Raw genomic sequence first — 25,920 nt, 5'->3', positions numbered from 1 at the left:
AGCTCAACACTCGATGGGGATTATTTTGCGCCAAAAGACTAGCGGCGCTCCTTGATGCGTGCAGCCTTACCGCGCAGGTTGCGCAGGTAGTACAGCTTCGCACGGCGAACGTCGCCCTTGAAGACAACGCGAATCTCGTCGATGTTCGGGGAGTGCACCGGGAAGGTACGCTCAACGCCGATACCGAAGGACATCTTGCGGACGGTGAAAGTCTCGCGGACGCCACCGCCCTGACGGCGGATAACGACGCCCTTGAAGACCTGAATACGCTCGGTCTTACCTTCAACGATCTTTACGTCGACCTCGACGGTGTCACCAGCGCGGAACTCCGGAACGTCGTCGCGCAGGTATGCTGCATCAACCTTGTCAAGAATGTTCATGGAAACTTATTCCTTTACTTTTTGCATAGACAGAGGACCCTGGCGGCGCTTTCCCACAGAGGGACGCTCGGCCGGTTCATGCCCGAAACAGGTAAAGCTGCCTATAAAGACAACCTGGAAATTATTACACACCCCCTGGTCAGAAACCAAACTCATCCATGTTCGGCGGGTCTTGTGGGTCTTGGGGAGCTTCCGAGTCTTGGGGGTCTTGCGGGTTGGGAGTATCGGTGTCTTCTCCCCTGCGCGCTTCCTCGACCAGCTTCCGTGATTGCTCTATCAGCTCCTGGCGATACTCGTTATATTCTGCCAGCGCCTGCGTCATCCGCAGTCCCCGTTTGTCGAAAGTGTAGCGCCCGTGCCCGGCAAGCGGCCCGTCTTCCAGGCTCACCGCCTTTTTGCCCGTGCTTGACGACGTCCACAGTTCCACCCCATCCCGATCACGTGCAACATTCCACAGACCAGCTGTTTTCATGTTGTGGTGCCGGCGGCAGAGGCAGTGGAGGTTCGGCGTTTCTGTTGCCCCGCCCTCCTCTGGGTGCTCTTTGTCGTACGGCTCAATATGGTCAATGTCGCAGAGCTCCGCGGGTACATCACACCCCGGAAAGCGACACGTTCCGTCCCGACCTTTAACGAAGGCTCTCTGACTTTCGGTTGGGGCGTAGCCCTCCGCGGTTTCGTCGGCAAGCATACGAATATGCGTGACCTTATCAATCCACGCCTGCGTAGCTAACTGCGAGATCCAGCCAACGCCGCCAAGCCAGGCGGTGCGGGGACGCTCCTCTGTGGCAGGACAGTATAGGTTGAGTACGATTTTTGCCTCGGCGGTGCCGCGGATGAGGTGTGTCAAAGCTTCGACTCGAGTGCAGCCAGCTGAGCTGGAGATGGACTCGAGGGTGGTTTTGAATTCGAGAGCGCGGGTCTTTTCCAGCTCCATAAAAACTTCCGCGAAGTTGTCGCTCTCTTCAAAACCGATACTCTCTCCTACTATTTCGCGTTCTCCTGCAGGAAGCAGCGGATCGACATCACCCGGAAGGTTTTTGGGGCGAAGCTGAGGTTCAATTTCTTCGATAACCCGTTGCAGGAATTTATGTAGGCTGCGAACTCCCCGGAGTGCCTCGCCATGCTTTCGGGGAATGACAAAGCGGGCAATTTCTTCTTCAACAGCTGCACGCACCTCTGGATCGTGGAGCGGCGCTGTCGCGCGAGCAATGGTGATCAGATGCGCAAAGGGCAAATGAGCTCGAGCTTTAATAAAGGCACCCAGCCGGGGCATACGCGCTAACTGAATGCCGACCTCTACATACTCGAGCGCCTTACCGCGGGAAATACCCAACTCGGGTGCGATTTCAGCAATGTATGCATCCACATCAATCTCAAGCGACTTCGGCGTGCAACCGCAAGCTATACCCAGTTCCAGGCGATTGCGTTGGATACCCGCCACCGCCAACTGGTTCGTGGATGACTCGTGGAAAAACTGCGGCGCTTCAGGCAGCAGAGCCGCTTGGTAAACATCGGACGGTTGTTTGGCCGGACTATCTTTTTCAGACATTGTTCCCCCAAAGCCCCAACCCCGCTCAGTGTCGATAACCAGTGAATACCACTAGCCCAACGCCAAGAAGAGAAGCTCAAGCACTTTGTTCTTGATGCCTCCATTTTAGCACACCCATTCGATTGCGCAACCCCTTTAATAAAACTTTTTCGCTTGTACATTCGAGTGAATTGTTGAGCGTGTTATCAAATGTCACGAGGTGCATCTTCTGGCGAAACTCCGCGCACACTAAGACGGCACGCTACAACCGCTCGCTACAACGTCACGCTGATACAGCACTCCAATAACGACCGCTGCCGACCGTTGCTACAAAGCCCCCCCCAACTGCTAGATTGTCTCCATGCAGCAGATTCCACGCTTTGACCCCTGGATTGTTCGAGGAACAATCATCGCCCCGTGCGTTCTGGCGATTGCACAGCTTCTGTGGGTAATTGCCATTTCCGACCGACTACCGGAGCAGTTAGCAACGCATTGGAGCGGTAGCGGCACTCCCAACGGTTTCATGCCGCCAATTCAAAGCACATTGATTATGGCCATCATCGTCATCGCATGTGCGCAGATCGGTTGGCTCGGTGCAAAGACCAGCACGCCGCTTGTCGTGCGCAAGCCAATTGCAATAACCAACCTCGCCCTCTGCGGCTTCTTAATCGGCATTGAATTCGCGATTATCATCCCGCAGATCGGCACGACGGACCCTACGACCGCCCGAATCGGCTGGATCTATGCAATAGCCGGCGTCATCATCGGCCTAGTAGCGGCCCTGCTCGTGACGCGCCGCCTCAAGGACTACTCCTCGCTTACCGACGCCACGGTCACCGAGCCGACATCGCCACAGTTGCCCCATCGAGAAGGAGCCCCGACTCCCATCGATGTCAGTGTGACCATCTCTAAGGGGGTCAAGGTCACCCTCGCAGTCTGGTGCGTGGTGTCTGTAGCGCTCGCAGTGTTCCTGCCAAGCCTCGGCATTGTTTTTCTGCTGTGCACGCCGCTATTCCTCATCGCATATGAAACCGGCATGACACTAGACACGGACCCGAAGACAGATTCCATTACCGTTTTTAACGGCTGTGGACCGCTGAAGATGAAACACCCCATTGAGCTTCGAACCATCAAATATGCGAAGCCGGCCACTTATAACTGGGCCGACGGTGGCGGTATTGGGCTTCGACTTGGCAATGATGGCCGCATCACCGTGGCGGCACGGTCAGGCGAGGCAGTCAAGATTGAGACCTCGGGGTCCGATTACACCATCGTCGTACCGGATGGAATGGCTGCGGCTGTCGCGGGTGAGATCAACAGCCGCATCGACGCTATGCGCCAATAGGCTATGCGCTAATAAATCAAGCGCTAACAGATCAGGAGCTAAAAGCCTGCCCTGCGCAGCGCGTCAGCCATGGAACCGCCGCCTCCACCGCGGTTGGCTCCACCGCGCTTCTTATTCTGGGAACCACGCTTTCGGCCGCCTCCACGGCCTTCTCCGCGACCGCCGTCACGCTTTGGCTTGGCATCCGAGGCGTCGTCGTCAAGCCTGAGCGATAGACCGATGCGGTTGCGTTCGACGTCAACGTCGAGAACCTTCACCTTGACCACCTCGCCCGAGCGGACGACCTCGTGCGGGTCGGAGACGAAACCGCGGGCCATGTTGGAGACGTGGACGAGGCCGTCCTGGTGGACTCCGACGTCGACGAAGGCGCCGAAGGCCGCGACGTTGGTGACGGTGCCCTCGAGAATCATGCCGGGCTGAAGATCGGAGACCTTCTCCACGCCTTCCTTGAAGGTGGCGGTGACGAACTCGGGACGCGGATCGCGGCCGGGCTTGTCCAGCTCGGTCAAGATGTCCTGGACGGTGGGCAGGCCGATACCTGCGGACTCGTCGACGAAGTCTGCAGCACGCACCTTGGACAGGACACGGGAGTTGCCGATGAGCTCCTGGACACTAACGCCGGTCGAAGCGGCGATGGCATCGACGACGCGGTAGGACTCCGGGTGCACGGCGGAGGCATCCAGCGGGTTGTTAGCGCCGTGGATGCGAAGGAAGCCGGCGCACTGCTCGAAGGCCTTCGGGCCAAGACGCGGAACCTTCAGCAGCTCCTTGCGGGAGGTGAAAGCGCCGTTTTCGTCTCGGTAAGCGACGATGTTGTCCGCAACAGTCGAGGACACGCCAGCAACGCGACCGAGCAGCGGCGCAGAGGCGGTGTTGACCTCCACGCCGACAGCGTTGACGGCATCCTCGACCACGGCATCGAGAGAGTGCTCGAGCTTGGTCTGGGAAACGTCGTGCTGGTACTGGCCGACACCGATGGACTTCGGATCGATTTTGACGAGCTCAGCAAGCGGGTCCTGCAGGCGGCGGGCAATCGATACGGCACCGCGGAGAGATACATCCATGTCCGGGAACTCAGCTGCTGCCAGGGACGATGCGGAGTAGACGGAAGCACCGGCCTCAGAAACCACCACAGGGGTCGGCTTCTTGCCACCGGCCTGAGCTATCAGGTCAGCGATTTCGCGGGCCAGGGTTTCGGTCTCGCGGGAAGCGGTGCCGTTGCCGATGGCCATGAGCTCCACGCGGTGCGTGGCGCAGAGAGTGGCCAGTTGCTCCTTGGCGCCGGACCAGTCATTGCGCGGCTGGTGCGGGTAGACGATGGCAGTGTCGAGCACCTTGCCAGTGGAGTCGACAACGGCGCACTTAACACCATTGCGGTATCCCGGGTCCAGGCCGAGAGTGGCGCGCTGGCCAGCCGGTGCGGCCAGCAGCAGGTCACGCAGGTTACGGGCGAAGACATCCACGGCTTCGGCCTCGGCGCGCTCCTTCAGTCGAGTGCGGGCATCGAGGGCAGCGGACACCTCCAACTTGGTGCGCCAACCGAAACGAACGGCCTGGTCAATCCACTTGGAGGTACCGCCGTCGGGAAGCTCAAAGGCCTCACGGATCATGTGCTCGTAGGTCTCATCCTCACCCGCATCGATGTTGAGCGTCAGGATGCCCTCGGCCTCACCGCGCAGCACGGCCAACACGCGGTGGCTAGGCATGGTGTCCAGAGGTTCGTTGTGCTCGAAGTAGTCACGGTACTTCGCACCCGCAGTCTCCTTGCCCTCCACCACGGCAGCGGCGGCGGAACCGGAGGACCACACCTGCTCACGGACAGAGCCAACCAAATCAGCATCGGTAGCGAAGCGATCGACCAAGATGGCACGGGCACCGGTCAGAGCGTCCTTCGCATCCTTACCAGCTGCCTCGCCGTACTTAGTGGCCAGAGTCTCGGGGTCCGCGGCTGGGTCGGCCAGCAGCTCCTCCACCAGCGGTTCGTACCCGGCCTCACGTGCAATATCGGCCTTGGTCTTGCGCTTCTTCTTGTACGGCAGGTAGAGATCCTCCAACCGCGCCTTAGTGTCGCAGGCGAGGATGGCGGCCTTGAGATCGTCGTTAAGCTTTCCCTGCTCTTCAATGGCGGCGAGAATCGTTTGCTTGCGCTCTTCTAGTTCGCGCAGGTAAACGACGCGTTCCTCGATGAAACGCAGCTGTGTGTCATCGAGCCCGCCGGTTACTTCCTTGCGATAGCGGGCGATGAAAGGCACGGTGTTGCCTTCGTCGAGAAGCTTGATAGCGGCGGCGACGGCACTTTCGGCAACGTCCGCACCAGTGGCGGCGAGTTCTCGGGCAATTACTGATGAAATCACCCGGGCAACTTTACTATCGTGGAAGTACCAATTGGCGAACGCCCCACAGAAGGCTCGCAGTAAACACCGGAAAAGGAGCCCCATGAAGCAGAAACTCTGTGCCGAATACCTGCGCATTTCCGATGAGGAGGCAGCGCGGTTAGTTGAGGTCGCAGCACCTGCGGCGACCAGCGACGGCGGCACGGCGGGGCTTGTTACCGACGGCGCGGAGAAGATTATCCTGCAGCACTTCGTCGACGTTCCGGACGAAGATGCCCTGGACATCGACACGGACTGGGAGTCCCTGCTGCGCACGTTGACCGGCAATCCCATCGACGGCCAGGCACTCGGCGACCCGCTGGCGGAGGCCATCCTCGGCGCCGACCGCGTCTGCCGCAAGCCGCTGTCTGCAGTCATCCGCGCCGATCGCGTCGGCGACGTGCACCAGACGCTGGCAAGCATCGATCTTGCCGCCCGCATCACGGACAATGGTTCGCTTATCGACGAAGCCACTGCGACACAGCGGTACCGCGAACTCGTGGCCTTCTACGAGGAGACTAAGGCAGCGCGTAGCGCCGTGCTCGTGGCCATCTCCTAAGAACTAGCAGCGCAACTGCTAAGCCGATAACTCCGGCGATGAGGCCGCCGATAACATCGGTGAGCCAGTGTGCCCCGACCCACACGCGCGACAGTGCCACAGCGCCGATAAGCGCGATGATGGCCAAGTCGAGCAACTTGCGGGCTGTACGGCGCAATACGGGGATGGCAAGCTGCATCGCGGCCATACCGCTGGAAGTAACCGCTGCCACATGTGCAGAAGGAAACGCCGCATCGTGCAGGTTGACCAGTGAGAACTCCTCACCCGGTCGGTCGCGGCCCAAAAACCACTTCATGGCATAAGTCACCGCAATCGACGAACCGAATGACGCCGGCAGTAGCAACGCCCACGCACGGAAGCGGAACCACAGGAGTGCCGCAGCAACAAGCGTGACCGGCGCGATGTAAATCGGCCGGATAATCTCGCTCAAAGCCAGCATCACACTATCGACGCGGCCATCCCGCGCCCCATGCAGGTCACTGACCCAGCCCGCAAACGACTGATCCATGCTCCCCGCCAGCTGCGTCTGAGTGAACCACGCCAGTGCCCCTAGGACAGCTAACCAACCAATGACGTGCCGAGGTCGCGCAATTCGAACACGTGCCACTAGCAGTTCTCCTCGGTTACTTCCCCAATGACTCCTTGGATTATTTCCCGGTCACGGGCGCTGAGGTCGACGTCGGCAAGCAAATCCGGACGACGTTCGGCCGTGCGAATGAGTGACTGATCGCGCCGCCAACTGTCCACCAGCGCGTGATTGCCGCTGAGGAGAACGTCCGGCACTGCCAGTCCACGCCACTCGCGCGGCTTGGTGTAGGACGGCCCTTCGAGCAGACCGTCAGAGAACGAGTCCTCCTCGTGGCTCTTGCGATTGCCCAACACACCCGGAATCAACCGCACGACGGACTCCGCAATCACGAGCACCGCCACTTCCCCGCCGATCAGCACATAGTCCCCAATAGAGACCTCACGCACGCGGTAACGATTAGCAGCGTCATCAATAACGCGCTGGTCAATGCCCTCGTAGCGCCCGCACGCGAACACAATGTGCTCCTCGTGTGAGAACTCCTGCGCCATCTGCTGCGTAAACGGCTCGCCCGCCGGGGTCGGGACGATCAGCAGGGGCTTCGCTGAATCTTCTTCGCTTAACGACGGCACTTCCGCTGCAGCATAGGAAGATTCCTCGGCCAAACCCAGTTTCTGATCATGGCGGACATTGTCCAAATGTGGCACCGCGGACGTGAGCGACTGCTCCGCTTTCAGCGTCGCTACCTCGTCGAGGGCGGGGCCCCAGACATCCGGCTTCATAACCATGCCGGGGCCACCGCCGTAGGGCGAGTCATCCACGGCTTGATGTACACCTGGCGCCCAGTCGCGCAGGTTGTGTACGCCGACACTCAAAATGCCCTGCTCAATTGCCTTGCCCAGCAGCGCATGACGCAGTGGCTCGAGGTACTCCGGGAAGATTGTGACTACATCGAGACGTAAGCTCACAGCTCCAACAGTCCTTCCGGCGGCGTGATGGTGACGGTAGTATTCTCAAGGTCAACTCCCGGAACGATGTCCTCTACCAGAGGGATAAGTACCTCCCGGGCCCCGTCGTCAAGCGTGACTTCAAGGAGACGATGAGCGGGCGCGCGGACGATAGAAGTGACCTCGCCTATATCCGTGCCGTTATGGACTACGCGCAGGCCTTCAAGTTCAAAGTCATAAAAGTCCTCGTCTTCGAAGACGGGCTCGGCATAAAACTTCATACCCCGATGACGCTCGGCCTCATTGCGGCCCGGAATCTCCTCGAAGCGAATCAGCAAACGCCCCTGGTGCGGGCGTGCCGTTTTCACAGTCAGCTGTTCCTCACGGCCGGCCTGTACACCCAACAGCGTGGCCCCGACTGCGAAACGCCCTTCCGGGTCATCCGTTGTCGCATCGACGACGACTTCCCCGCGCACACCGTGGGGCTTGATCACTCGGCCAATAAGCACCATGTCAGCTACCGACACGCGCACACTCCCTCTCTTATAAAGGCTCTGTAAAACACCCCGCGTAAAGCAAAAAGGCGCCACCCAACACTTCGTCTTGAAGTATAAGGTAGCGCCCGGATTAGCTAAGCGGCGTACTCAGCGTCCTTATTACTCGGCGTCCTCGGAAGCCTCGGACTCAGCAGCCTCAGCCTCGGCAGCCTTTGCGGCCTCCTCAGCTTCCTTAGCAACCTTAGCTGCTTCCTTGGCCTCGCGGCGCTTAGCGGTGATGGCCTCAGCGGACGGGCCATTGTTGGCCTCTTCCAGAGCCTTGTTGAACAGCTCGAGCTTGGTCGGCTTCGGCTCAGCAACCTTCAGAGTGCCCTCTGCACCCTCGAGACCCTTGAACTTCTGCCAGTCGCCGGTGACCTTCAGCAGAGCCAGAACCGGCTCGGTCGGCTGTGCACCGACGCCCAGCCAGTACTGAACGCGCTCGGAGTCAATCTTGATGATCGACGGCTCTTCCTTCGGCTGGTAGATGCCCAGGTTCTCAATGACCGCACCGTTGCGACGGGTACGAGCATCAGCAACGACGACGCGGTACTGAGCAGTACGAATCTTACCCAGGCGCTGCAGCTTAATCTTGACTGCCATGAGGAGTTCCTCTTTCTTCTATGTCACTGGACAATACTTATGCATCCGAGCTCACGAGTAATTACTAACGAAGTACCTCGGACCGGTTTTGCCCTTGGGATATTTACACTGCGCGTGACCACCGGGCGGCCGTGGCCGGATCCGATGAATTCGCAGTCGTGCCTCAGTTGAGGATTCTCATTGAGACAACTCGAGGTATGTTACCAGCAGTTTTTGGAAATTAACAAAACTGCGCACTCGAAACGCTGCATACCCACTAAAGCTGAACGTCGTTGACAGTGCGGTAACGTAACATTCTATGAAAACCACCGGCACCCAATATAGGTATGACTTGGACGGACTACGGGGCATTTCGATTGCCCTCGTAGTCCTTTTCCATGTTTACGTCGGCCGCGTTTCCGGTGGTGTGGACGTATTCCTCTTGCTCTCCGGGTTTTTCTTCTTCGGCGCGCAGTACCGCAATGCCATCAATCCCCGGCAGTCCATCAATCCATGGTGGAGCATCTGGCGCACGCTGCGTCGCCTAATCCCGACACTAGTGCTGGTCCTCTTTGCGACAACCCTGTTTGTCATTTACTTCATTCCATCGCTTCGCACGATCGACATTGCCCAGCAACTCCGCGCCAGCCTGCTCTACTACCAAAATTATGAACTGGCACTCCAGGGCTCGGACTACGCAGCCGCAGAGAGCGAAACCTCCCCACTGCAGCACCTGTGGTCAATGTCGGTACAGGGCCAGTTTTATCTCGGCTCCATTTTGCTCATCTCCCTACTCGCCTGGATGACGCGCTCACCCCAGATTGTCGGCGCGGTTACCTCACCGGTGGAGGCGAAGCGCACCGACGCTACCGGCGGTAAACTCCGCCGAATCCTCACTCCGTTGCTGGCAGTTATCACTCTCGGCTCGATTGCCTATGCCTTCTATATGCACTCCGAGAACCAGGGGTGGAACTACTACTCCACTGTCAGCCGCCTCTGGGAACTCTGCCTCGGCGCACTACTCGGACTGATTCTTGTCCGGGGATCCATCCCCATGCCCAAGCCACTTCGAGTGCTGTTAGCCAGCATCGGCCTCGCACTGGTAGTCTCCACCGGTTTCATCTTCGACGGCGCCGCACAGTTCCCAGGCCCTTGGACCCTATGGCCCCTCGGTGGTGCTGCGCTGATTATTATCGCCGGCCCTGAGGCGGGCTGGATCTCCAAGTTCCTGGCCAGCCGCCCAATGCGCGAAGTAGGCCAGAGCGCCTACGCGCTCTACCTGTGGCACTGGCCTCTTCTCATCCTGGCCATAAACTACCTCAACCGCGATACTCCGGGGCTGAAGCTTGGCACCGCAGTGATCGTCGTTTCCTTTATTTTGGCCAAACTCACCAACAAGTATGTCGAGCTGCCGCTGGCTCAATCGACTCGCCGACCGACCCGGACTCAGCCCGTCGTCGGCGATGCAATCCACGCAATGAAGCATCGTCGCCCGGCTCGTCGTCTAGCGGCAGTCGGCACTGTTGTCGTCATTGCGTTGGTCGGCATGTCCAGCCTTGTCAACGTGCAACAGGTGCGCGTCGATCGCGCCTCCGCCACCAGCCTAGATCCAGAGGTCTATCCAGGTGCACTCGCGCTTACCGACGGGTACGAGGTCCCCAAGGCAGCCACAAAGCCGAATACCGATTTCATCACGGACCTTTGGCCGGAACCTGCCCTCGATGGCTGCCTTGCGACAGGCGGTGAGGACGTCGGATACTTCCCGCCGAATCGCCGTTGGCGCGATGAGACCCAGCCGTGTGTCTACGGTGATCCAGATGCTAGTGACTCGATTGTCATCGTCGGCGGCTCGCACATGGAACATTGGTTTGCCCCGATTGATGCCTACGGCAAAAACAACGGGTACCGAGTGGTGGTTCTTCTCCGACAAGGCTGTCCAGCGACCTTAGAACCGATCCACGGAGTCGGCGATATCTGCGTGGCCTGGACTTTCGAGGCTCTGCAGAAAATTGACGAGATTCAGCCAGAGATGGTTTTCACCACTTCAACCAGACCCCTGTTCCAGGCGGACCCACCGCAGCCCGGCGACTACACACCGGATGGTTACGTTTCGTTTTTCGCTGCTCTACAAGAACGCGGAATTGATTTCTTCGCCATCCGCGATAACCCATGGGCGCTACGGGAGGACTTGGACCAATTCTCCCCCAGCGTATGCGAAGAAGCGGAAGAAGACTGCACTATCCACCGCAAAACTGCCCTAAATGCAGAAAATCCCGCTGAGGAGATTCTTGCGAACTTCCCCAACGGGCACAGTCTAGATTTCTCCGACATCTTCTGCGGTCCGACCACCTGCCGTAAAGTTATTGGCAATATCTACGTCTACCGCGACAGCAATCACATCACCGATGAACTAGCGGCCACTTTCAGTCCTGAAATGGACCGCCAGATTCAGAAGGCTCTGCGGGACTAGCTACTTCTAGTCCCCGCTACTTCTTGCCCTGTCCGAAGTCGAGATTGTTGAGGTCAAAGTCCTCCATACCTTCTGGCAGCTGATTACCCATCTGCTTCTGCAGCTTCTGCAGTTCAGCCATGCTAGGCATACCCGGTATGCCCTGCATACCTGGCATTCCAGGCATACCGGGCATTCCGCCACCGCGCATTGCCTTCGGCGGCGTTGGACCACGGTTAGCGCCCTTGCGCTTATTCTTGCCCTTGCCCTTTCGACCACGCTTGGCCTTGCGGTTCGATGGGCGACCACCGCCCATACCAAATCGGCCGGCCATCTGCGCCATCATCTTCCGCGCCTCATTGAAACGCTCGATGAGCTGGTTAACCTCTGAAACGGACACACCGGAACCGTTGGCGATACGACGACGTCGTGAAGCATTCAGAATCTTCGGATTCTCGCGCTCTTCCGGAGTCATACCGCGGATAATCGCCTCGATGCGGTCAAGCTGCTTTTCGTCGACCATCTCGGCGGCCTTGGACATTTCCGCGCCGCCGGGGAGCATCTTGAGGATGTTGCCGATTGGGCCCATCTTGCGGACCATCATCATCTGCTCGAGGAAGTCCTCAAGAGTCAGTTCGCCGGAACCAATCTTCTGGGCGGACTTGGCAGCCTGCTCATGATCGATTTCCTTGGAAGCGACCTCAACCAACGTCTTTAGGTCACCCATCCCCAGGATGCGGCTGGCCATACGGTCTGGGTGGAAGACGTCAAAGTCCTCCAACTTCTCGCCCGTGGAGGCGAACAGAATCGGCTTACCGGTGACCTCACGGATAGACAGTGCAGCGCCACCGCGCGCGTCGCCATCGAGCTTGGTCAGTACAACGCCGGTGAAGTCAACGCCGTCTCGGAAGGCCTTGGCGGTCTCTACCGCGTCCTGACCAATCATGGAGTCGATGACAAACAGAACTTCATGCGGGTTGATGGCATCGCGAATGTCGCGGGCCTGCTTCATCAGAACCTCATCGATACCCAGGCGACCTGCGGTATCGATAATCACCACATCGTGGCGATGCTGGCGAGCATAAGCGAGGCCACGGAACGCGGCGTCAACTGGATTGTCCTCGCTGGTGCCCATTTCATGGGTGGAATCGAGGCTGGTGCCCGGGAACGGTGCGAAGCACGGCACGCCTGCACGCTCAGCGACAATTTCCAGCTGCTGCACCGCGCCCGGACGCTGCAGGTCACAGGCGACGAGGACCGGGGTGTGCCCCTGATCCGTGAGGTACCTGGCCAATTTACCGGCCAAGGTGGTCTTACCAGCGCCCTGCAGACCGGCCAGCATGATAACCGTTGGTGGCTGCTTCGACATATTCAGCCGTCGAGTCTCGCCACCGAGGATGTTAATCAGTTCCTCATTGACGACCTCAATAATCTGGTTTGCCGGGTTGACAGTCTGGCTGCCAATAATTTCGTTAGCGCGTTCCTTGATGCGCTTGATGAAGGTACGGACAACCTCGAGGGAGACATCGGCTTCCAGAAGAGCCAGCCGAATCTCGCGGGCGGTGGCGTTAATATCCGCCTCAGTCAGGCGGCCCTTCCCGCCCAGCCCCCGCAGGGCACCCGTCAAACGATCGGAAAGAGACTCAAACAAGTTTCCAGCTCCCCTTTTGCCTTGTTTTTTCTTAACTGTTCTACCGTACCCGCTGGATACTCCATTTGGCACATATCTACAGCTTCGCCTATCGACAACGATTGCAGCCCACCCACCCTAAATGCCCCGATTCGGGTGTAACCAATAGGAAGTAAGAAATAGCAATAGGATGAAGCTCTTTTGTACTCAAGGACGTTAGATTACTGTTCGTTATTTTAACGTGACAATTAAACGAGCCTCCAGATATGAATGCCCTACTGCATAAAGAACGTTTATCCAACCCAGTTACCACCAGCTAGGTAACAGAAAGATAACGCCAGTGGCTAGCTTTTACTAAGGCCACCCTTAGTAAGAACCTCCCCCGGAATGGTGTAAGCCAAATAGCAAACCGGCGGCATTGCAGCAGGTCAAAGCACGCCACTGCGCACCTGATGTTATTCCTATAACTACCTCCAATACCGTTCATATATCAACCAGTTTATGGTTAATCATGAACCTAGTTAACCGCAGTTGGCCTGGTTTTATTTTCCGCCGTGCACGATGAGGGATGAACGGCGAAATCATATTCATTGGTCTCTGACCGTTTGACTCCTTGAGAGGTTTTCATGAAGAAGTTCACCACGGCTATCGCCGCCGCTGCCTTCTCCGCCAGCATGATTGCAAGCGCAGGCACCGCTACTGCACAGATTCCGGACTCAATGCCGACCGAGTGCCCCGCCGGCCAGCACTTTGAGAACGTCGGAGGCACTTTCCAGTGCGTCGCAGACCAGCCTGAGCAGGATTCCACTGACGGAATTCCGGCCCCAATGCCGGACAAGTGCCCAGACGGCCAGCACTTTGAGAACGTCGGCGGAACCTTCCAGTGCGTCGCGGACCAGGAAGCTCCTAAGCCCGAAACACCGGGCGACAATGAGTCCCAGCCGGGCGACCCCGGAAACCCAGGCATTTCTGATAAGCAGTGCCCGGAGGGCGAGCACTTCGACATGAGCAAGCCAGTTCCAGGCAACCCGAATGTCTTCGGTGTCTGCGTCAAGGACGAGGCGAAGCCGGACACTGACAAGCCAGGCACGGACAAGCCGGACACCGAGAAGCCAGGCAAGGACGGCAAGGACGGTAAGCCGGGCAAGGACGGCAAGGACGGTAAGGACGGTAAGCCGGGCAAGGATAGCAAGGACGGTAAGCCAGGCAAGGACGGTAAGCCGGGCAAGGACGGCAAGGATGTCAAGGTAAACGTTGACATCAAGATCTCTGCTGAGTGCAAGAACGAAAACAAGTGCACGAAGGAAGAGAAGAAGGCCAAGGAAAAGGCCGAGAAGAAGGCTTCCGAGTCCAAGAAGACGACCTCTTCCGAGAATGTAAAGAAGGTTTCGGACTCCAAGAAGTCTGAGCAGAATACCTCGGAGTCCAAGAAGGCTTCTTCGACTCAGAGCACTGGCCTGGCAGCCACCGGCGTTGACGCCACCACCCTGGGCGGAGCCGCTCTGGTTCTCCTTGTCGGCGGTGTCGCCGCTACCCGCATCGCCCGCAAGAACCGCTAAGAAGCTTGGGGTTCTACCCCGGTAACGAAACATAAAATGCTCCTGATGCCTATTTAGCATCGGGAGCATTTTTGTGCGCCATACCTCCGAAAAGTCATAGCTCCTATAGCCCGAAGCATAAAACCTCACAGGCACCGATTTTTTACCGAACCTCTACGCCCCATCCACCTTTCACCACCCGACACAATCAGGTACCACGCTTCGCTAGCGAAGACAGAAAAGCCCCCTACCGAGTCGACAGTGACTGGTTCTATAAACGCCCTACCCACAACGGGTGTACACACTCAGCGTTGTAAATATAAGTTCCCACTTCCCCTTACTGGGGTTTGGACAAGTCAACAATTTCTCTTTACCCCCCCCTTCCCAAACCCATACCACCAAAGACTGTAATTAGTTATTAGAATCAAAAGTGTGAACAGTGTTCCCCCTTAAGTCCTTTGATTGCAGGGCTTTCCTATAGACATTGTGAGGTTTCCAAATGAAGAAGCTCTCTTCGACCATGGTGGCCGCTGCCGCTTCAGCCGGCATGCTCATCGGCGTTGGCGCCGCCACCGCACAGATTCCTGACCCCGCCCCGTCGGAATGCCCCGCCGGTCAACATTTTGAAAATGTTGGCGGTACTTTCCAGTGTGTAGATGACGCTGCAAATCCGGATCCAGGAGGTTCATCGAACGATGGCATTCCACCGGGCGTTGAGGACACCCAGACCTGTCCCGACGGTTCCCCGCGTGACATGAGTAAGATTGACCCGGCAACCGGGGCTTACGGTGCTTGTGGCACTTCAGATGATTCCGGCCCAACTCCGGAGCCTGATGAAGATGCCCCAGAAAATGACGGAATTCCGCCGGGAGTTGATGACACCGCAACGTGCCCCGACGGTTCCCCGCGTGATATGAGCAAGATCGACCCGGCAACCGGAGTCTACGGCTACTGTCCGACCTCCGATGACGAAACTCCGGGCGACGATGAGAACCCAGGCGATGACGCTCCGGGCGACGATGAAAACCCAGGTGACGAACAGCCCGGGGAGGACGAGAATCCTGGGGAGGAAAATCCAGGCGACAAGCCCGACACCCCTAAGAATGACGGTAAGCAAACCGGGACCAAGAACACTGGGCTAGCAGTCACTGGTGTTCAGGCGACTGCCCTCGGCGGTGCCGCTCTTGCACTCTTGGTCGGTGGCGTGGCAGCTACCCGCCTCGCACGCAAGAATTCTAAGGATTCCTAGCACAACTCTCCGCTAGATTCCTAGCACCTCAACATTAAAGGCCCCGGAGCCCCGCGTATCCTCTACAGAAATCTACGCGGTGGCTCCGAGGCCTTTATTTTTGCCGGGGGCAACGGGCGACGCTGTACTCACCAATCGATGGAAAAATCACTCATCGATGTTAGTTACTATTTGCGGCCGCCGAGCAGTGCGTCTACGAAGCTCTCCGGCTCAAACGGCGCCAGGTGGTCAGCACCTTCACCAAGGCCAACCAACTTCACCGGCACACCGAGCTCGTTTTGCACCTGGAATACAATGCCGCCCTTCGCGGTACCGTCCAGCTTGGTCAGGGCAACGCCGGTGATGTCTACTACATCCCGGAACGTACGAGCTTGCAGTAGACCATTTTGGCCAACCGTCGCGTCCAAAACCAGGATGACTTCGTCAACCTGAGCCTTCTTCTCCACCACGCGCTTAATCTTGTCCAGTTGGTCCATCAGACCGACCTTGGTGTGCAGGCGGCCGGCGGTGTCGATGAGCACCACATCAGCGCCGGACTCGATACCGTGAGCAACTGCCTCAAATGCAATAGAAGCAGGATCGGCGCCTTCAGCGCCGCGAACGGTCTCCGCGCCAACGCGTCGCCCCCAGGTCTCCAGCTGGTCGGCTGCAGCAGCACGGAAGGTATCCGCTGCGCCGAGAACAACACGGTGGCCACCGGCGACCAGTACACGAGCCAGCTTGCCCGTCGTCGTGGTCTTACCTGTGCCGTTGACACCGACTACCAGAATCACTGCGGGCTTGCCCTCGTGCGGAAGTGCGCGGATGGAGCGGTCCATCTCAGGCTTGCACTCCTCAATCAACACCTCACGCAGCAGGGCGCGCACTTGCTCTTCCGTGCTCACCTTCTGGCTGGCAATACGCTCGCGCAGCTTATCGACGACACGCTGCGTCGCAGCCGCACCGAGGTCAGCCATAACCAGGATGTCTTCAACCTCTTCCCACGCGTCCTCATCAAGGTCACCCGCGCCCAAGATGCCGAGCACAGACTGGCCAATTGCATTCTGCGACCGTGACAGACGACCGCGCAGGCGGCCCAGACGTCCCTCAGCCGGGTCGATGGAGTCAATCTGCTGTTCTGCTTCTGGCTCCGGCGCAGCTTCCGGCTCCGGCTCTGGCGTCGGTTCTGGTTCGGGAGTCGGCTCCGGCTCCAGCTCCGGTTCAGGAGCAGGAACTACCTCTACCTCAGGCTCTGCTTCGGGCTCTGGTTGTGGTTCCGGCTCGGGCTCTGATTCCTCTTCCCCGGCCGTTGGCAAATCGATTGGGATTTCCCGCATTACGCGGTCATAATCCCCCTCCATTTCGGTGGGGTTATCCGGAATAACCAGTCGACCTTCTGGTTTCAGCAGTGAACCGTCCGGCTGATCGGCAGGTATATCAGCCTGCTTTTCCTCTGGCTCCGGGGCCTGCTTTTCAATCGGCTTTTCCGCCGGTTTCGGCATCGGTTTTTCAACCGGCTGCTTCTCGCGGGTATCAGTCCCACCACCGGCCGGAGCGAAGTTAAAACCACTAGTGGCCTGGTAATTTCCAGACTTCTCCTGCTGGGTGAGTTCCTTAGTATCTTCCTTCGCAAAGGAAATGCGCTGGTTCTTCCTGCGGACATAGCCCACAACAAAGAGCAGCGCGATAATAACGACAATCGCGACGACAAGGAGTATCCACTGAGTTGGAGTCATAACTCTCATTATGCAGTATCAACGACTCTTCCTCACTTACTCCGCGCTTACTCCGCTCCTGTCGACGGAGTTGCGGATGCCGGTGACATTCGCTGCGAGATTACTCGAGTCACACCATCGCCCCGCATGGTCACGCCGTAGAGCACATTCGCAACGTCCATTGTTGGCTTCTGGTGCGTAATGACAATCAGCTGACTGGTCGCGCGGAGTTCCTCGAGCAGCGCAATAAGGCGACGCAGGTTAACGTCGTCAAGCGCGGCTTCAACCTCGTCGAGTACGTAAAAGGGACTCGGGCGCGCGCGGAAAATAGCGACGAGCATTGCCAGCGCCGTCAGCGACTTCTCGCCGCCGGAGAGCAACGACAGCCGCTTAACCTTTTTGCCCGGCGGGCGGGCTTCAACCTCGATACCTGTCGTGAGAAGGTTGTCCGGCTCAGTGAGAACCAGTCGTCCGTCGCCGCCCGGGAAAAGCGTTTGAAAGACCGCGGGGAATTCTGCCTCGACATCGTTCCACGCGTCTGTGAAGAGCTGCAGGATCGTGGCATCGACTTCCTCGACAACATCGGTGAGGTCCTGGCGGGCCTTGAGGACATCATCGAGCTGCGTGGATAGGAAAGAGTAGCGCTCCTCCATCGCCTTATACTCCTCCAGCGCCAACGGGTTGACGCGGCCGAGCACACGCAGATCCTTCTCCGCCTGTTTGAGCTGCTTCGTCACGGCTGCGCGGTCGAAGTTCTCATCAGGAGCAAAGTCCGCGAGCAGGTCATCGACAGACAGCCCCAACTGGTCGACGATGCGCTCTGCAGCCTCGGTCACGCGGACCTGCGCCTGCGCACGGGCGATGTCGCCCTGGTGCGCGGAATCCGTTAGCTGTGCCAGCTCACGTTGCGCCGTATTTGCCTCCGTCCGGGCCGCTGATAGTGCCTGCGACACTGTCTTCTTCTGCGCCTCGGCATCGTCGCGATCGGCCTCTGCCCGCGCCAACGACACGTTGACCTTCGCATGCAAATCCTCAGCCAGCTCCGCGACAACTTCTGCCAATTCGCGCTGGGCAACCTTCGCCATCTGCGCCTGCTCATGGCGGGCCTTCGCTACGCGCTCCGATGCAGCCTGGCGACGGAGCCGCTCGGCCTTGCCTCGTACACTCGACAGTCGCTCCTCTGCCGTACGCAGCGACAGACGCGCCTCTGTTTCCATGGCGCGCACAGCCGTCAGCGCCTCCGAGGCCCGATCACGTTCGCTTGTCGACGGTTCCCCCTCCTCGGGGTCACGGTCAACGCGTGCCAAGCGGTCTGCGACCTCCGCCAACTCCTTCTGGAGCTTCGTTACTCGGTCCGCGGCTTCGGCTCCGCGCTGCTCAGCACGTTCGGCATCATGCACCACGCCGGACAGCTGCGCTGTGGCCCGAGTTCGGGCATCCGTGAGGACCTTCATACGACTCTGATGTTCACGCAACGCAGCACGGGCGGCCGCCGCGTCCGTGCGGCGGTCCTCTTCTTCGGCCTGTGCACCGGAGAGCACACCACCGAGGTCACTCAAACGCACCTGTGCTTCTGCTAGTTCTTCGCGAGTCTTAGCAATGTCGGCGGCGATTTCCACACCTGATGCAGTGCCACCAGCACCGCCAGCTACCCAACCAGAGCCACGCAGCACACCATCGCGGTCAACAACGCGCAGTCGAGTATCCTGCGACACTAACTCACGGGCAACGTGCTCGTCGTCGCAGGCCACGACATCAACGAGCAGAGAGGTCAACGAACCCGAAAGCTCCGCCGGCACTGTCACATGATCGAGCAGCCAGGATGCCTGTGCGGGCAGAGTGATGTCCAAGCGCCAGGAGTCGGATGCATCCGCAGAATTGATAACAACGGCACTGCCCTTGCCCGTGGCCACCAGCTCGTCGATAAGCGAATCTCCACTGCCCTCGCTGACCAGTGCTTCGGCGGCCGCGCCGAGGGCGGCAGTGAGCGCTTTTTCCCAGCCAGCGTCGACATCGATGACTTCAGAGAGAACGCCGAGTTCGTGTTTTTCACGTAGCCACGCGGTGCCGTCGTTGGCAGCGGCGGTGCGGGCGGTCTCCAGAGCTTCGATGCGGGCGGACAGACCTGAGACGCTGCGTTCAAGGTCGCGCTCGTCAGCGCGGAGTTCTTTCAACCGTGTAGAGGCCAGCTCTGCTTCTCGGTTGGCCTGTTCATAAGCACTCTGCAGCTCGGGACCTTCGAATTCTGCCTCGGTTAGCTCCTGCGCGGCGTTTTCCACGGCTTCGGTGGCATCGGCACGGCGTTCGTCGGCCTCATTGGTTTGCTCGGCAAGGCGTGCAGCTTCGGCTTCGGCGGCTTCCAAGCGGGTGCGCAGAGATTCTTCTGCGGAAATGAGACGAACCACGCCTTCGCGACGGTCGGCGATTGCGCGAACGGCCGCGAGGTGCTCCGCTTCGGCTTCACGGAAAGTCTCCTCGGCGTCGAAGAGCGTTTCGCGAATTTCCTCCAGTTTCTCGCGGGCCTCTGCCTCAGCCTCAGCAAGCGTGGCTTCTTCGGTCGCGGCGTCGTCGGCCCGCTGCTCCAGGAAGTCCGGGTCTGGGCCTACCCACGGCGCGACGGAGTGGTCGGCCGCACGATCGGCGGCGATGCGGGCCGTCGCTTGAATACGCTCACCGAGTGCGGAGAGACGGAACCACAAATCTCGGGCAGCATCAGCTGCTGGAGTGATGTCTTCCAGTTCCGCTTCAAGCTCTGCAGTGCGCTCAGCGGCAATCTCGGCTCGCTCAGTGGCGGCCTCCACCTTTTCCTCAATGAGCTTGGCTTGACCAGCAATGTCATTGAGGCTGTCCTGCAAATCCACAAAATCCGCAGCGGCCAGGCGCAACTTGGCGTCGCGCAGGTCCGCCTGCACAGTCTGGGCGCGAGAGGCGGCCTCAGCCTGACGCTTCAGCGGTTTGAGCTGACGGGAAAGCTCACCTGTCAGATCCTGCAGACGGTCGAGGTTAGCCTGCATCGACTGGAGTTTGCGCTGCGCTTTCTCCTTGCGGCGGCGGTGCTTGAGCACACCCGCTGCTTCTTCGATAAACGCACGACGCTCCTCTGGCCGCGACTCCAGAATCTGCGAAAGCCGGCCCTGGCCGACGATGATGTGCATCTCGCGGCCAATACCGGTGTCGCTGAGGAGCTCTTGGACATCCATGAGGCGGACGCGAGAACCGTTGATTTCGTACTCACTTGCGCCGTCGCGGTACATGCGACGCGTGACAGAGACTTCCTTATATTGAATGGGAAGTGCCCCATCGGAATTGTCGATGGTAAGAGTGACCTCCGCGCGCCCCAAAGGCTTTCGCCCGGAGGTTCCCGCGAAGATGACATCTTCCATTTTGCCGCCACGGAGGGTCTTGGCGGAATGCTCACCCATAACCCACGCGAGGGCATCGACGACATTCGACTTACCAGATCCATTCGGGCCGACAACTGCGCAGATGCCGGGCTCGAATTTCATCGTCGTCGCCGAAGCGAAGGATTTAAAGCCCTTCAGAGTCAGCGATTTCAAATACATGGGGCAATATCTTACCCGTAGTTACGGTTTGGAGCTGAATTACCCCAAGCACGCACCCTGTTACACAAGATTGTTTACACAGCGTTGTTTACACCACTGCCTGCTTGGCCGACGTGTAGGCCGACTCACCGTGCTGAGCGACGTCGATACCAGAATGTTCCTGCTCGCCGTGGATACGCCAACCGACGGTTGCCTTCAGGACTCGGGCAATGATGTACGTCAGCACGCCCGAGAACACAGCTGCGATGACAGCAATAATGATCTGGATGGCAAACAACTTCAGCCCGTCGATGCCACCGCCGGTAAGCAATCCGCGATCGTTGGCCAGCAGGCCAACACCAATCGTTCCCCACATAGCTGCAACCAGATGTAGACCAACCACATCCAGGGTGTCATCGAAGTTGAACTTGTACTTTAAGCCAACGCCCCAGCAAGCCAGCGCACCGCCGATATAGCCCAGAATGATCGAGGTCACTGGGTTCATATCTCCTGCGGCCGGAGTAATAGTCACAAGCCCTGCGATGACACCCGAAGCGGCGCCCAGCGAGGTGGGATGTCCATCACGAATACGCTCGAGTGAAATCCAGCCGAGCATACCCACGCACGCTGCCACCGTCGTATTCAGCCATGCCAGACCAGCGACACCGTCGGCCGCAAATGCCGAACCGCCGTTGAAGCCGAACCAGCCGAACCACAGCAGTGCAGCACCCAGCATGACGAGTGGCAGATTGTGCGGGCGATGCTGGCTGCCATCGATGGACTTGCGCTTACCGACGATAATCGCCAGCACCAAAGCGGCAGTACCAGCAGCAATGTGCACAACCGTACCGCCAGCGAAGTCAATTGGAGCGATCAATGCTTCACCGTCAGCGGTACCGAACAGCTTTGCCGACAGCCCCTCTGCCGAGTGGCTCAGCAGGCCACCGCCCCAGACCATGAAGGCCATTGGGAAGTACACCAGCGTCGTCCAGAAGCCGACGAAGATCAACCAGGTGGAGAACTTCACACGTTCAGCCAGCGCACCGGAAATCAGCGCCACCGAGATAGAGCAGAACGTGAGCTGGAACCCGATGTCGATGATGTTCGGGTACCCGTTCGCACCTGCGATGTAGTTGCCGTCGCCATCCGTAATCGAGTTACGCAGACCGAAGAACTCGAATGGGTTGGCAAAAACACCACCGATCGACTGCGATCCGTAGGACATCGACCAGCCCCACAGCACGTAAATGGCACCGACAACGCCGACCGCACCAAAACTCATCATCATCATGTTGAGCACCGACTTCTGTCGCGACATGCCGCCATAGAACAGCGCGAGCGCCGGTGTCATCAGCAAAACCAACGAAGCCGAAATCAGCATCCACGCTGAGTTTCCCGACTGTGCAATTACTTCTTCAGGCGTCATATGTGCCTCCCCTGTCTGTCAGTAGGTAGTTATTAACTTAAACCACCCGACTTCCGTATTTACGTATTCTTTTTCTCACTTGCGTAGTTGTTCAGCGCTCTAAGACCTCTTCAGCGCCCCAATTGACTACCTGGAGACACGAAAAAATCCCCCGCCAACTGCGTAAAAACAACGACGCAGAGCGAGGGATAGAACGTATTCGAATTTTTCGGATTCCTACACCGACATGGGGGGGGGGGAGAGAAGGCAGTTGGCACCCGCTTAACGACGGTCAAATGCGCTCAATGCACCCTTCGGTTCCTGCCATAACGGCACCACTGCCGTCACATCGCCCGGAGTATTCGGCCCCTCAAGCCAAGCGAGCAAACTCTCACAGTCTGCCCGTGGCCCTTCAGCAACAACTAACACCCGACCATCCGGGTAGTTCTGGGCATAACCAACCAGGCCTAACTCCAGAGCCGTCGCGCGGGTGTACCAGCGAAAACCGACACCTTGAACACGACCGTGTACCCACGCGGTGAGGCGGACGTCGTTAAGCGACATCGGACTCACGCACTGTCATCGGGTCGGAACCGTCCCAGCACTCAATCTTGTCGTGGCCGCGGACGTTAGGCAGATCATCGCGGTGGAATACCGGATTAAGCCCCTTGGACTTCTGCTCGGAGTAATTCTTTAGTAGGGCGACAGCTACGCCGCCCAGCGGCAGAATGGCGATGATATTGATGGTGGCCATGAGTGCGGAGAAGGTGTCCGCAAGCGACCAGACCAGCGGCACGGAACCGACAGCTCCGCCAATAACGCACAGGATGACCAGCACGCGCACGGTATTCAGGACAGCCTTGCTCTTAGACAGGAATGGGATATTTGCTTCGGCGTAGTAGTAGTTACCCACCAGGGAGGAGAACGCCAGGAAGAAGATGATGACCGTAACCGCGTGGATTGCCCACGTGCCCACCTGCGCCGACAGCGCGGCCTGAGTCAGCGCGGTGCCCTCTGCATCGCCGCCGAAAGTAGGGTCGGACAGCAGGATGATCACTGCGGTGATGGTACAGACGACCCAGGTGTCGAAGTAGACACCCATCGTCTGGATGAGACCCTGCTTGACCGGGTGTGACACCGACGCCGTCGCCGCCGCATTCGGAGTGGAACCCATACCAGCCTCGTTGGAGAACAGGCCGCGGCGAATACCCTGCATCATGGCAGTACCGACAGCGGCACCGGCAATCTCGCGGATACCGAAGGCGTGCTCAAAAATCAGCTTGATCATGCTCGGCACCTCGGTGATGTTGAGAGCCAAAACAATCAGGCCGAGGATAATGTAGGCGACGGCCATAATCGGCACGACGATCTGCGTCACCGCCGAAATACGCTGCACACCACCGAAGATGATGACGCCGGCCAAGATTGCCAGCACAATGCCGACACCGAACTTAAAGATCGGCGCGTCTTGACCGGTCGACTCCGCCACAGCCGCCGTAATCGAGTTGGACTGCACCGCGTTGAACACGAAACCGTAGGTCACCGTGATAGCGATGACGAACAGCGAGGCCATCCAGCGCCAGTTCTCCCCGAGCCCCTTGGTGATGTAGTAGGCCGGGCCGCCTCGGTAAGAGTCCTTATCCCGCACCTTGTACAGCTGTGCCAGCGTAGACTCCACGAAGCTGGTTGCGCCACCAATCGCGGCGAGCAGCCACATCCAAAACACGGCGCCAGGGCCACCGGTGGTGATCGCCACCGCCACACCTGCGACGTTTCCGGTACCCACGCGTGAGGCCGCCGAAATTGTGAAGGCCTTAAAGGCCGAGATGCCCTTGACACCTTCAGAGATATCAGAGGGCTTTTCAGTGATGGCCCTGAACATCTCCGGGATGTACCGGATCTGCACCATGATGGTCCGCCAACAGAAGTACAAACCTGTACCAACTAGCAGAACAATCATGAACAGCCAGTACTTGTCATTCCAAGCATTTACCCAGTCGGTTGCTTGCTCCATGAAACTCATAAGGAAATTCTAGCGTTGACAAGTGGGACACAGATAACTCGATCTATTCCCAAATGGCAGACGGACAATTTCGCGCCCACACCTCGGGCACGGCTCCCCCGCTTGTCCATAGGCGTTCAAGCTCCGCTCAAAATAGCCGCTTTCGCCGTTGACATGCACATATAACGCATCGAAGCTCGTGCCGCCGGCCGCTAGCGCCCGTTCGAGTACCGATTGCCCCTCGCGCAAAAGTTTCGCTAAACGACGGACCGAAAGGTCACACGCCGGCACGCGACCATCGACCTTCGCCGCCCAAAGCATTTCGTCGGCATAGATGTTGCCGATACCCGACACAATGTTCTGGTTGAGCAATACGGCCTTGATCGGTGAACGCGACTTCATCATGCGGTGTGCAAGTGCAACCACATCGACGGTGGGCTCCAATAGATCGGGCGCGATCTTGGCTGCGGGTTCCGGAACCACGCGTCCATGGGATTCGACCATTTCACAGGCCCAGACCCAACCAAAGGTGCGCTGATCGTTGAAGTTGATTAGGTGCCGAGCGCCGTCCGGCAGGGCGATGTCGAAAGCGGCTCGGGTGTGACGGCCAGGCAGCGTATCGGGAGTGTACGGAGCTTCCACGCGCAATTGGCCGCTCATGCCCAGGTGGATGGCGATTGCGGAGTCGTCGTCAAGCGTGAGCCACATGAACTTGCCACGACGATCCGTAGCGACAACCGTCCGCCCGCGCGTACGACCGATAAACTCCGCGGCGCCACCGGGTTGGCGCCGCACGGCACGAGCGTTGTAGACGAAGGAATCGTCGATGCGGCCACCGACCACGTAAGTGTCGAGACCGCGGCGTACGGACTCGACTTCAGGAAGCTCGGGCATTAGGCCAGTGCGGTATGCGCCTGATGCGCGGCGTGCATTTCGGCTTCCTTCTTCGTGGCGCCGGTACCGCTGCCCTTAACCACGCCGTCAACCAGCACGTCGACGTAGAAAGTTAGGTCATGGTCGGGGCCGGTGGTGCGCACGGTGTACTCGGCAGCCGGTAGTTGCTTGGCCGCCAGGCGTTCCTGCAGCAGCGTCTTCCAGTCACGGCCGCGGGACTCAGTCGGGGCATCGTCAATCATCTGGTTGAACAGGCGAAGCACGGTCTCGCGGGCAACCTCGAAGCCATGCTGCAGGTAAATAGCACCCAGCAGCGCCTCGGTGGTGTCAGCGAGAATCGAGTGCTTATCCGCGCCACCGGTGGCCTTCTCACCGCGGCCGAGGAGAATGTGCTCTCCCAGCCCGATACTGCGGGCCAGGTCAGCCAGCGCGTACATGTTCACGACACCTGCGCGCATCTTGGAAATATCCTGCTCAGCGCGGTCCGGGAAGCGACGGTAGAGTTCTTCAGCAACGCACATGCCCAGCACGGCGTCGCCCAGGAACTCTAGCCGCTCGTTATTGGTAAGCATGCCATTTTCATTCGCGAAACTGCGGTGGGTCAAAGCGAGCTTCAGGGACTCCTCTGGTAGCTCAACACCGAGTTTTTCCAGCAGCGGGGCGTGATCGACGGCCTCGAAGGCCGCCTTTCTAGCCGCCTCACCGGTTAGCCGACGCTTGCGGCTCATCCGTTATATCTCCT

20 protein-coding genes are annotated in these 25,920 nt (G+C 58.8%); 5 read left to right on the top strand and 15 right to left on the bottom strand.

The annotated features are described in order from the left end of the window. Positions 1-38 precede the first annotated feature (38 nt). On the bottom strand, positions 39-380 hold the full coding sequence (rplS, locus tag QP982_RS02035) for a 50S ribosomal protein L19 (RefSeq protein WP_005509575.1): 342 nt from the start codon (positions 378-380) through the stop codon (positions 39-41). 139 nt (positions 381-519) lie between these two features. Then, positions 520-1,929 (bottom strand): HNH endonuclease signature motif containing protein, encoded by a 1,410-nt coding sequence (locus QP982_RS02030; RefSeq protein ID WP_070603819.1) that lies wholly within the window; start codon positions 1,927-1,929, stop codon positions 520-522. A gap of 340 nt (positions 1,930-2,269) precedes the next feature. On the opposite strand from QP982_RS02030, the gene QP982_RS02025 reads away from it, so the two are divergent. Continuing rightward, positions 2,270-3,253, top strand: coding sequence for a DUF1648 domain-containing protein (locus QP982_RS02025; protein WP_048735516.1), 984 nt, complete (start codon positions 2,270-2,272; stop codon positions 3,251-3,253). 38 nt (positions 3,254-3,291) lie between these two features. Here QP982_RS02025 and QP982_RS02020 read toward each other — a convergent pair whose 3' ends face one another. Continuing rightward, positions 3,292-5,607 (bottom strand): Tex family protein, encoded by a 2,316-nt coding sequence (locus QP982_RS02020; RefSeq protein ID WP_070429302.1) that lies wholly within the window; start codon positions 5,605-5,607, stop codon positions 3,292-3,294. 82 nt (positions 5,608-5,689) lie between these two features. Here QP982_RS02020 and QP982_RS02015 point away from each other — a divergent pair, with 82 nt between their 5' ends. Continuing rightward, positions 5,690-6,184, top strand: coding sequence for a DUF1877 family protein (locus tag QP982_RS02015; RefSeq protein ID WP_049171521.1), 495 nt, complete (start codon positions 5,690-5,692; stop codon positions 6,182-6,184). On the opposite strand, the gene QP982_RS02010 is transcribed toward QP982_RS02015, so the two are convergent. From QP982_RS02010 to rpsP, 4 genes are all read right to left on the bottom strand, one after another. Beyond that, positions 6,144-6,791: a phosphatase PAP2 family protein gene (locus tag QP982_RS02010; protein WP_284870138.1), complete on the bottom strand. Its 648-nt coding sequence runs from the start codon at positions 6,789-6,791 to the stop codon at positions 6,144-6,146. The genes QP982_RS02015 and QP982_RS02010 overlap by 41 nt on opposite strands. After that, positions 6,791-7,678 (bottom strand): tRNA (guanosine(37)-N1)-methyltransferase TrmD, encoded by an 888-nt coding sequence (trmD, locus tag QP982_RS02005; protein WP_049189528.1) that lies wholly within the window; start codon positions 7,676-7,678, stop codon positions 6,791-6,793. The genes QP982_RS02010 and trmD overlap by 1 nt, the downstream gene beginning before the upstream one ends. After that, complete coding sequence (rimM, locus tag QP982_RS02000) at positions 7,675-8,169, bottom strand: ribosome maturation factor RimM (protein WP_284870167.1); 495 nt, start codon at positions 8,167-8,169, stop codon at positions 7,675-7,677. Before rimM ends, trmD begins: the two co-directional genes overlap by 4 nt. Positions 8,170-8,313: 144 nt before the next feature. After that, on the bottom strand, positions 8,314-8,796 hold the full coding sequence (gene rpsP, locus QP982_RS01995) for a 30S ribosomal protein S16 (protein WP_284870136.1): 483 nt from the start codon (positions 8,794-8,796) through the stop codon (positions 8,314-8,316). 298 nt (positions 8,797-9,094) lie between these two features. Between rpsP and QP982_RS01990 the strand changes: the two genes are divergently transcribed. Continuing rightward, positions 9,095-11,245, top strand: a complete 2,151-nt coding sequence (locus QP982_RS01990) for an acyltransferase family protein (protein WP_049189529.1) — start codon at positions 9,095-9,097, stop codon at positions 11,243-11,245. A 16-nt stretch (positions 11,246-11,261) separates the two neighbouring features. On the opposite strand, the gene ffh is transcribed toward QP982_RS01990, so the two are convergent. Then, a complete protein-coding gene (gene ffh, locus QP982_RS01985; protein WP_049189530.1) occupies positions 11,262-12,875 on the bottom strand; it encodes a signal recognition particle protein in 1,614 nt (537 codons plus the stop codon). A gap of 605 nt (positions 12,876-13,480) precedes the next feature. Between ffh and QP982_RS01980 the strand changes: the two genes are divergently transcribed. Both QP982_RS01980 and QP982_RS01975 read left to right on the top strand, forming a co-directional pair. Further along, positions 13,481-14,413, top strand: a complete 933-nt coding sequence (locus QP982_RS01980; protein ID WP_187400114.1) for a hypothetical protein — start codon at positions 13,481-13,483, stop codon at positions 14,411-14,413. A 478-nt stretch (positions 14,414-14,891) separates the two neighbouring features. Further along, entirely contained in the window at positions 14,892-15,641 is a 750-nt protein-coding gene (locus tag QP982_RS01975) for a hypothetical protein (protein WP_048735495.1), read from the top strand. A gap of 167 nt (positions 15,642-15,808) precedes the next feature. On the opposite strand, the gene ftsY is transcribed toward QP982_RS01975, so the two are convergent. The 7 genes from ftsY to rnc form a co-directional block, all read right to left on the bottom strand. Further along, complete coding sequence (gene ftsY / locus QP982_RS01970) at positions 15,809-17,356, bottom strand: signal recognition particle-docking protein FtsY (RefSeq protein WP_284870135.1); 1,548 nt, start codon at positions 17,354-17,356, stop codon at positions 15,809-15,811. A gap of 47 nt (positions 17,357-17,403) precedes the next feature. Next, positions 17,404-20,898, bottom strand: coding sequence for a chromosome segregation protein SMC (smc, locus tag QP982_RS01965; protein ID WP_284870134.1), 3,495 nt, complete (start codon positions 20,896-20,898; stop codon positions 17,404-17,406). Positions 20,899-20,986: 88 nt separating this feature from the next. After that, positions 20,987-22,303 carry an ammonium transporter gene (locus QP982_RS01960; RefSeq protein ID WP_049171543.1) on the bottom strand — a complete coding sequence of 439 codons (1,317 nt, stop codon included), beginning with the start codon at positions 22,301-22,303 and terminating at the stop codon, positions 20,987-20,989. Positions 22,304-22,564: 261 nt separating this feature from the next. Next, on the bottom strand, positions 22,565-22,846 hold the full coding sequence (locus QP982_RS01955; protein ID WP_048735484.1) for an acylphosphatase: 282 nt from the start codon (positions 22,844-22,846) through the stop codon (positions 22,565-22,567). Further along, complete coding sequence (locus QP982_RS01950; protein WP_070601596.1) at positions 22,836-24,296, bottom strand: alanine/glycine:cation symporter family protein; 1,461 nt, start codon at positions 24,294-24,296, stop codon at positions 22,836-22,838. Before QP982_RS01950 ends, QP982_RS01955 begins: the two co-directional genes overlap by 11 nt. Before the next feature lie 18 nt (positions 24,297-24,314). Then, positions 24,315-25,178, bottom strand: coding sequence for a bifunctional DNA-formamidopyrimidine glycosylase/DNA-(apurinic or apyrimidinic site) lyase (gene mutM, locus QP982_RS01945; RefSeq protein WP_070858197.1), 864 nt, complete (start codon positions 25,176-25,178; stop codon positions 24,315-24,317). Beyond that, entirely contained in the window at positions 25,178-25,906 is a 729-nt protein-coding gene (gene rnc / locus QP982_RS01940) for a ribonuclease III (protein ID WP_038628630.1), read from the bottom strand. The genes mutM and rnc overlap by 1 nt, the downstream gene beginning before the upstream one ends. Positions 25,907-25,920: the final 14 nt, after the last annotated feature.

Source organism: Corynebacterium sp. MSK019 (assembly GCF_030232425.1).
GTDB classification, from domain to species: domain Bacteria; phylum Actinomycetota; class Actinomycetes; order Mycobacteriales; family Mycobacteriaceae; genus Corynebacterium; species Corynebacterium jeikeium_D.
Note: the sequence above shows the minus strand (reverse complement) of the source record. Positions and strands in the feature narration are given on the sequence as shown.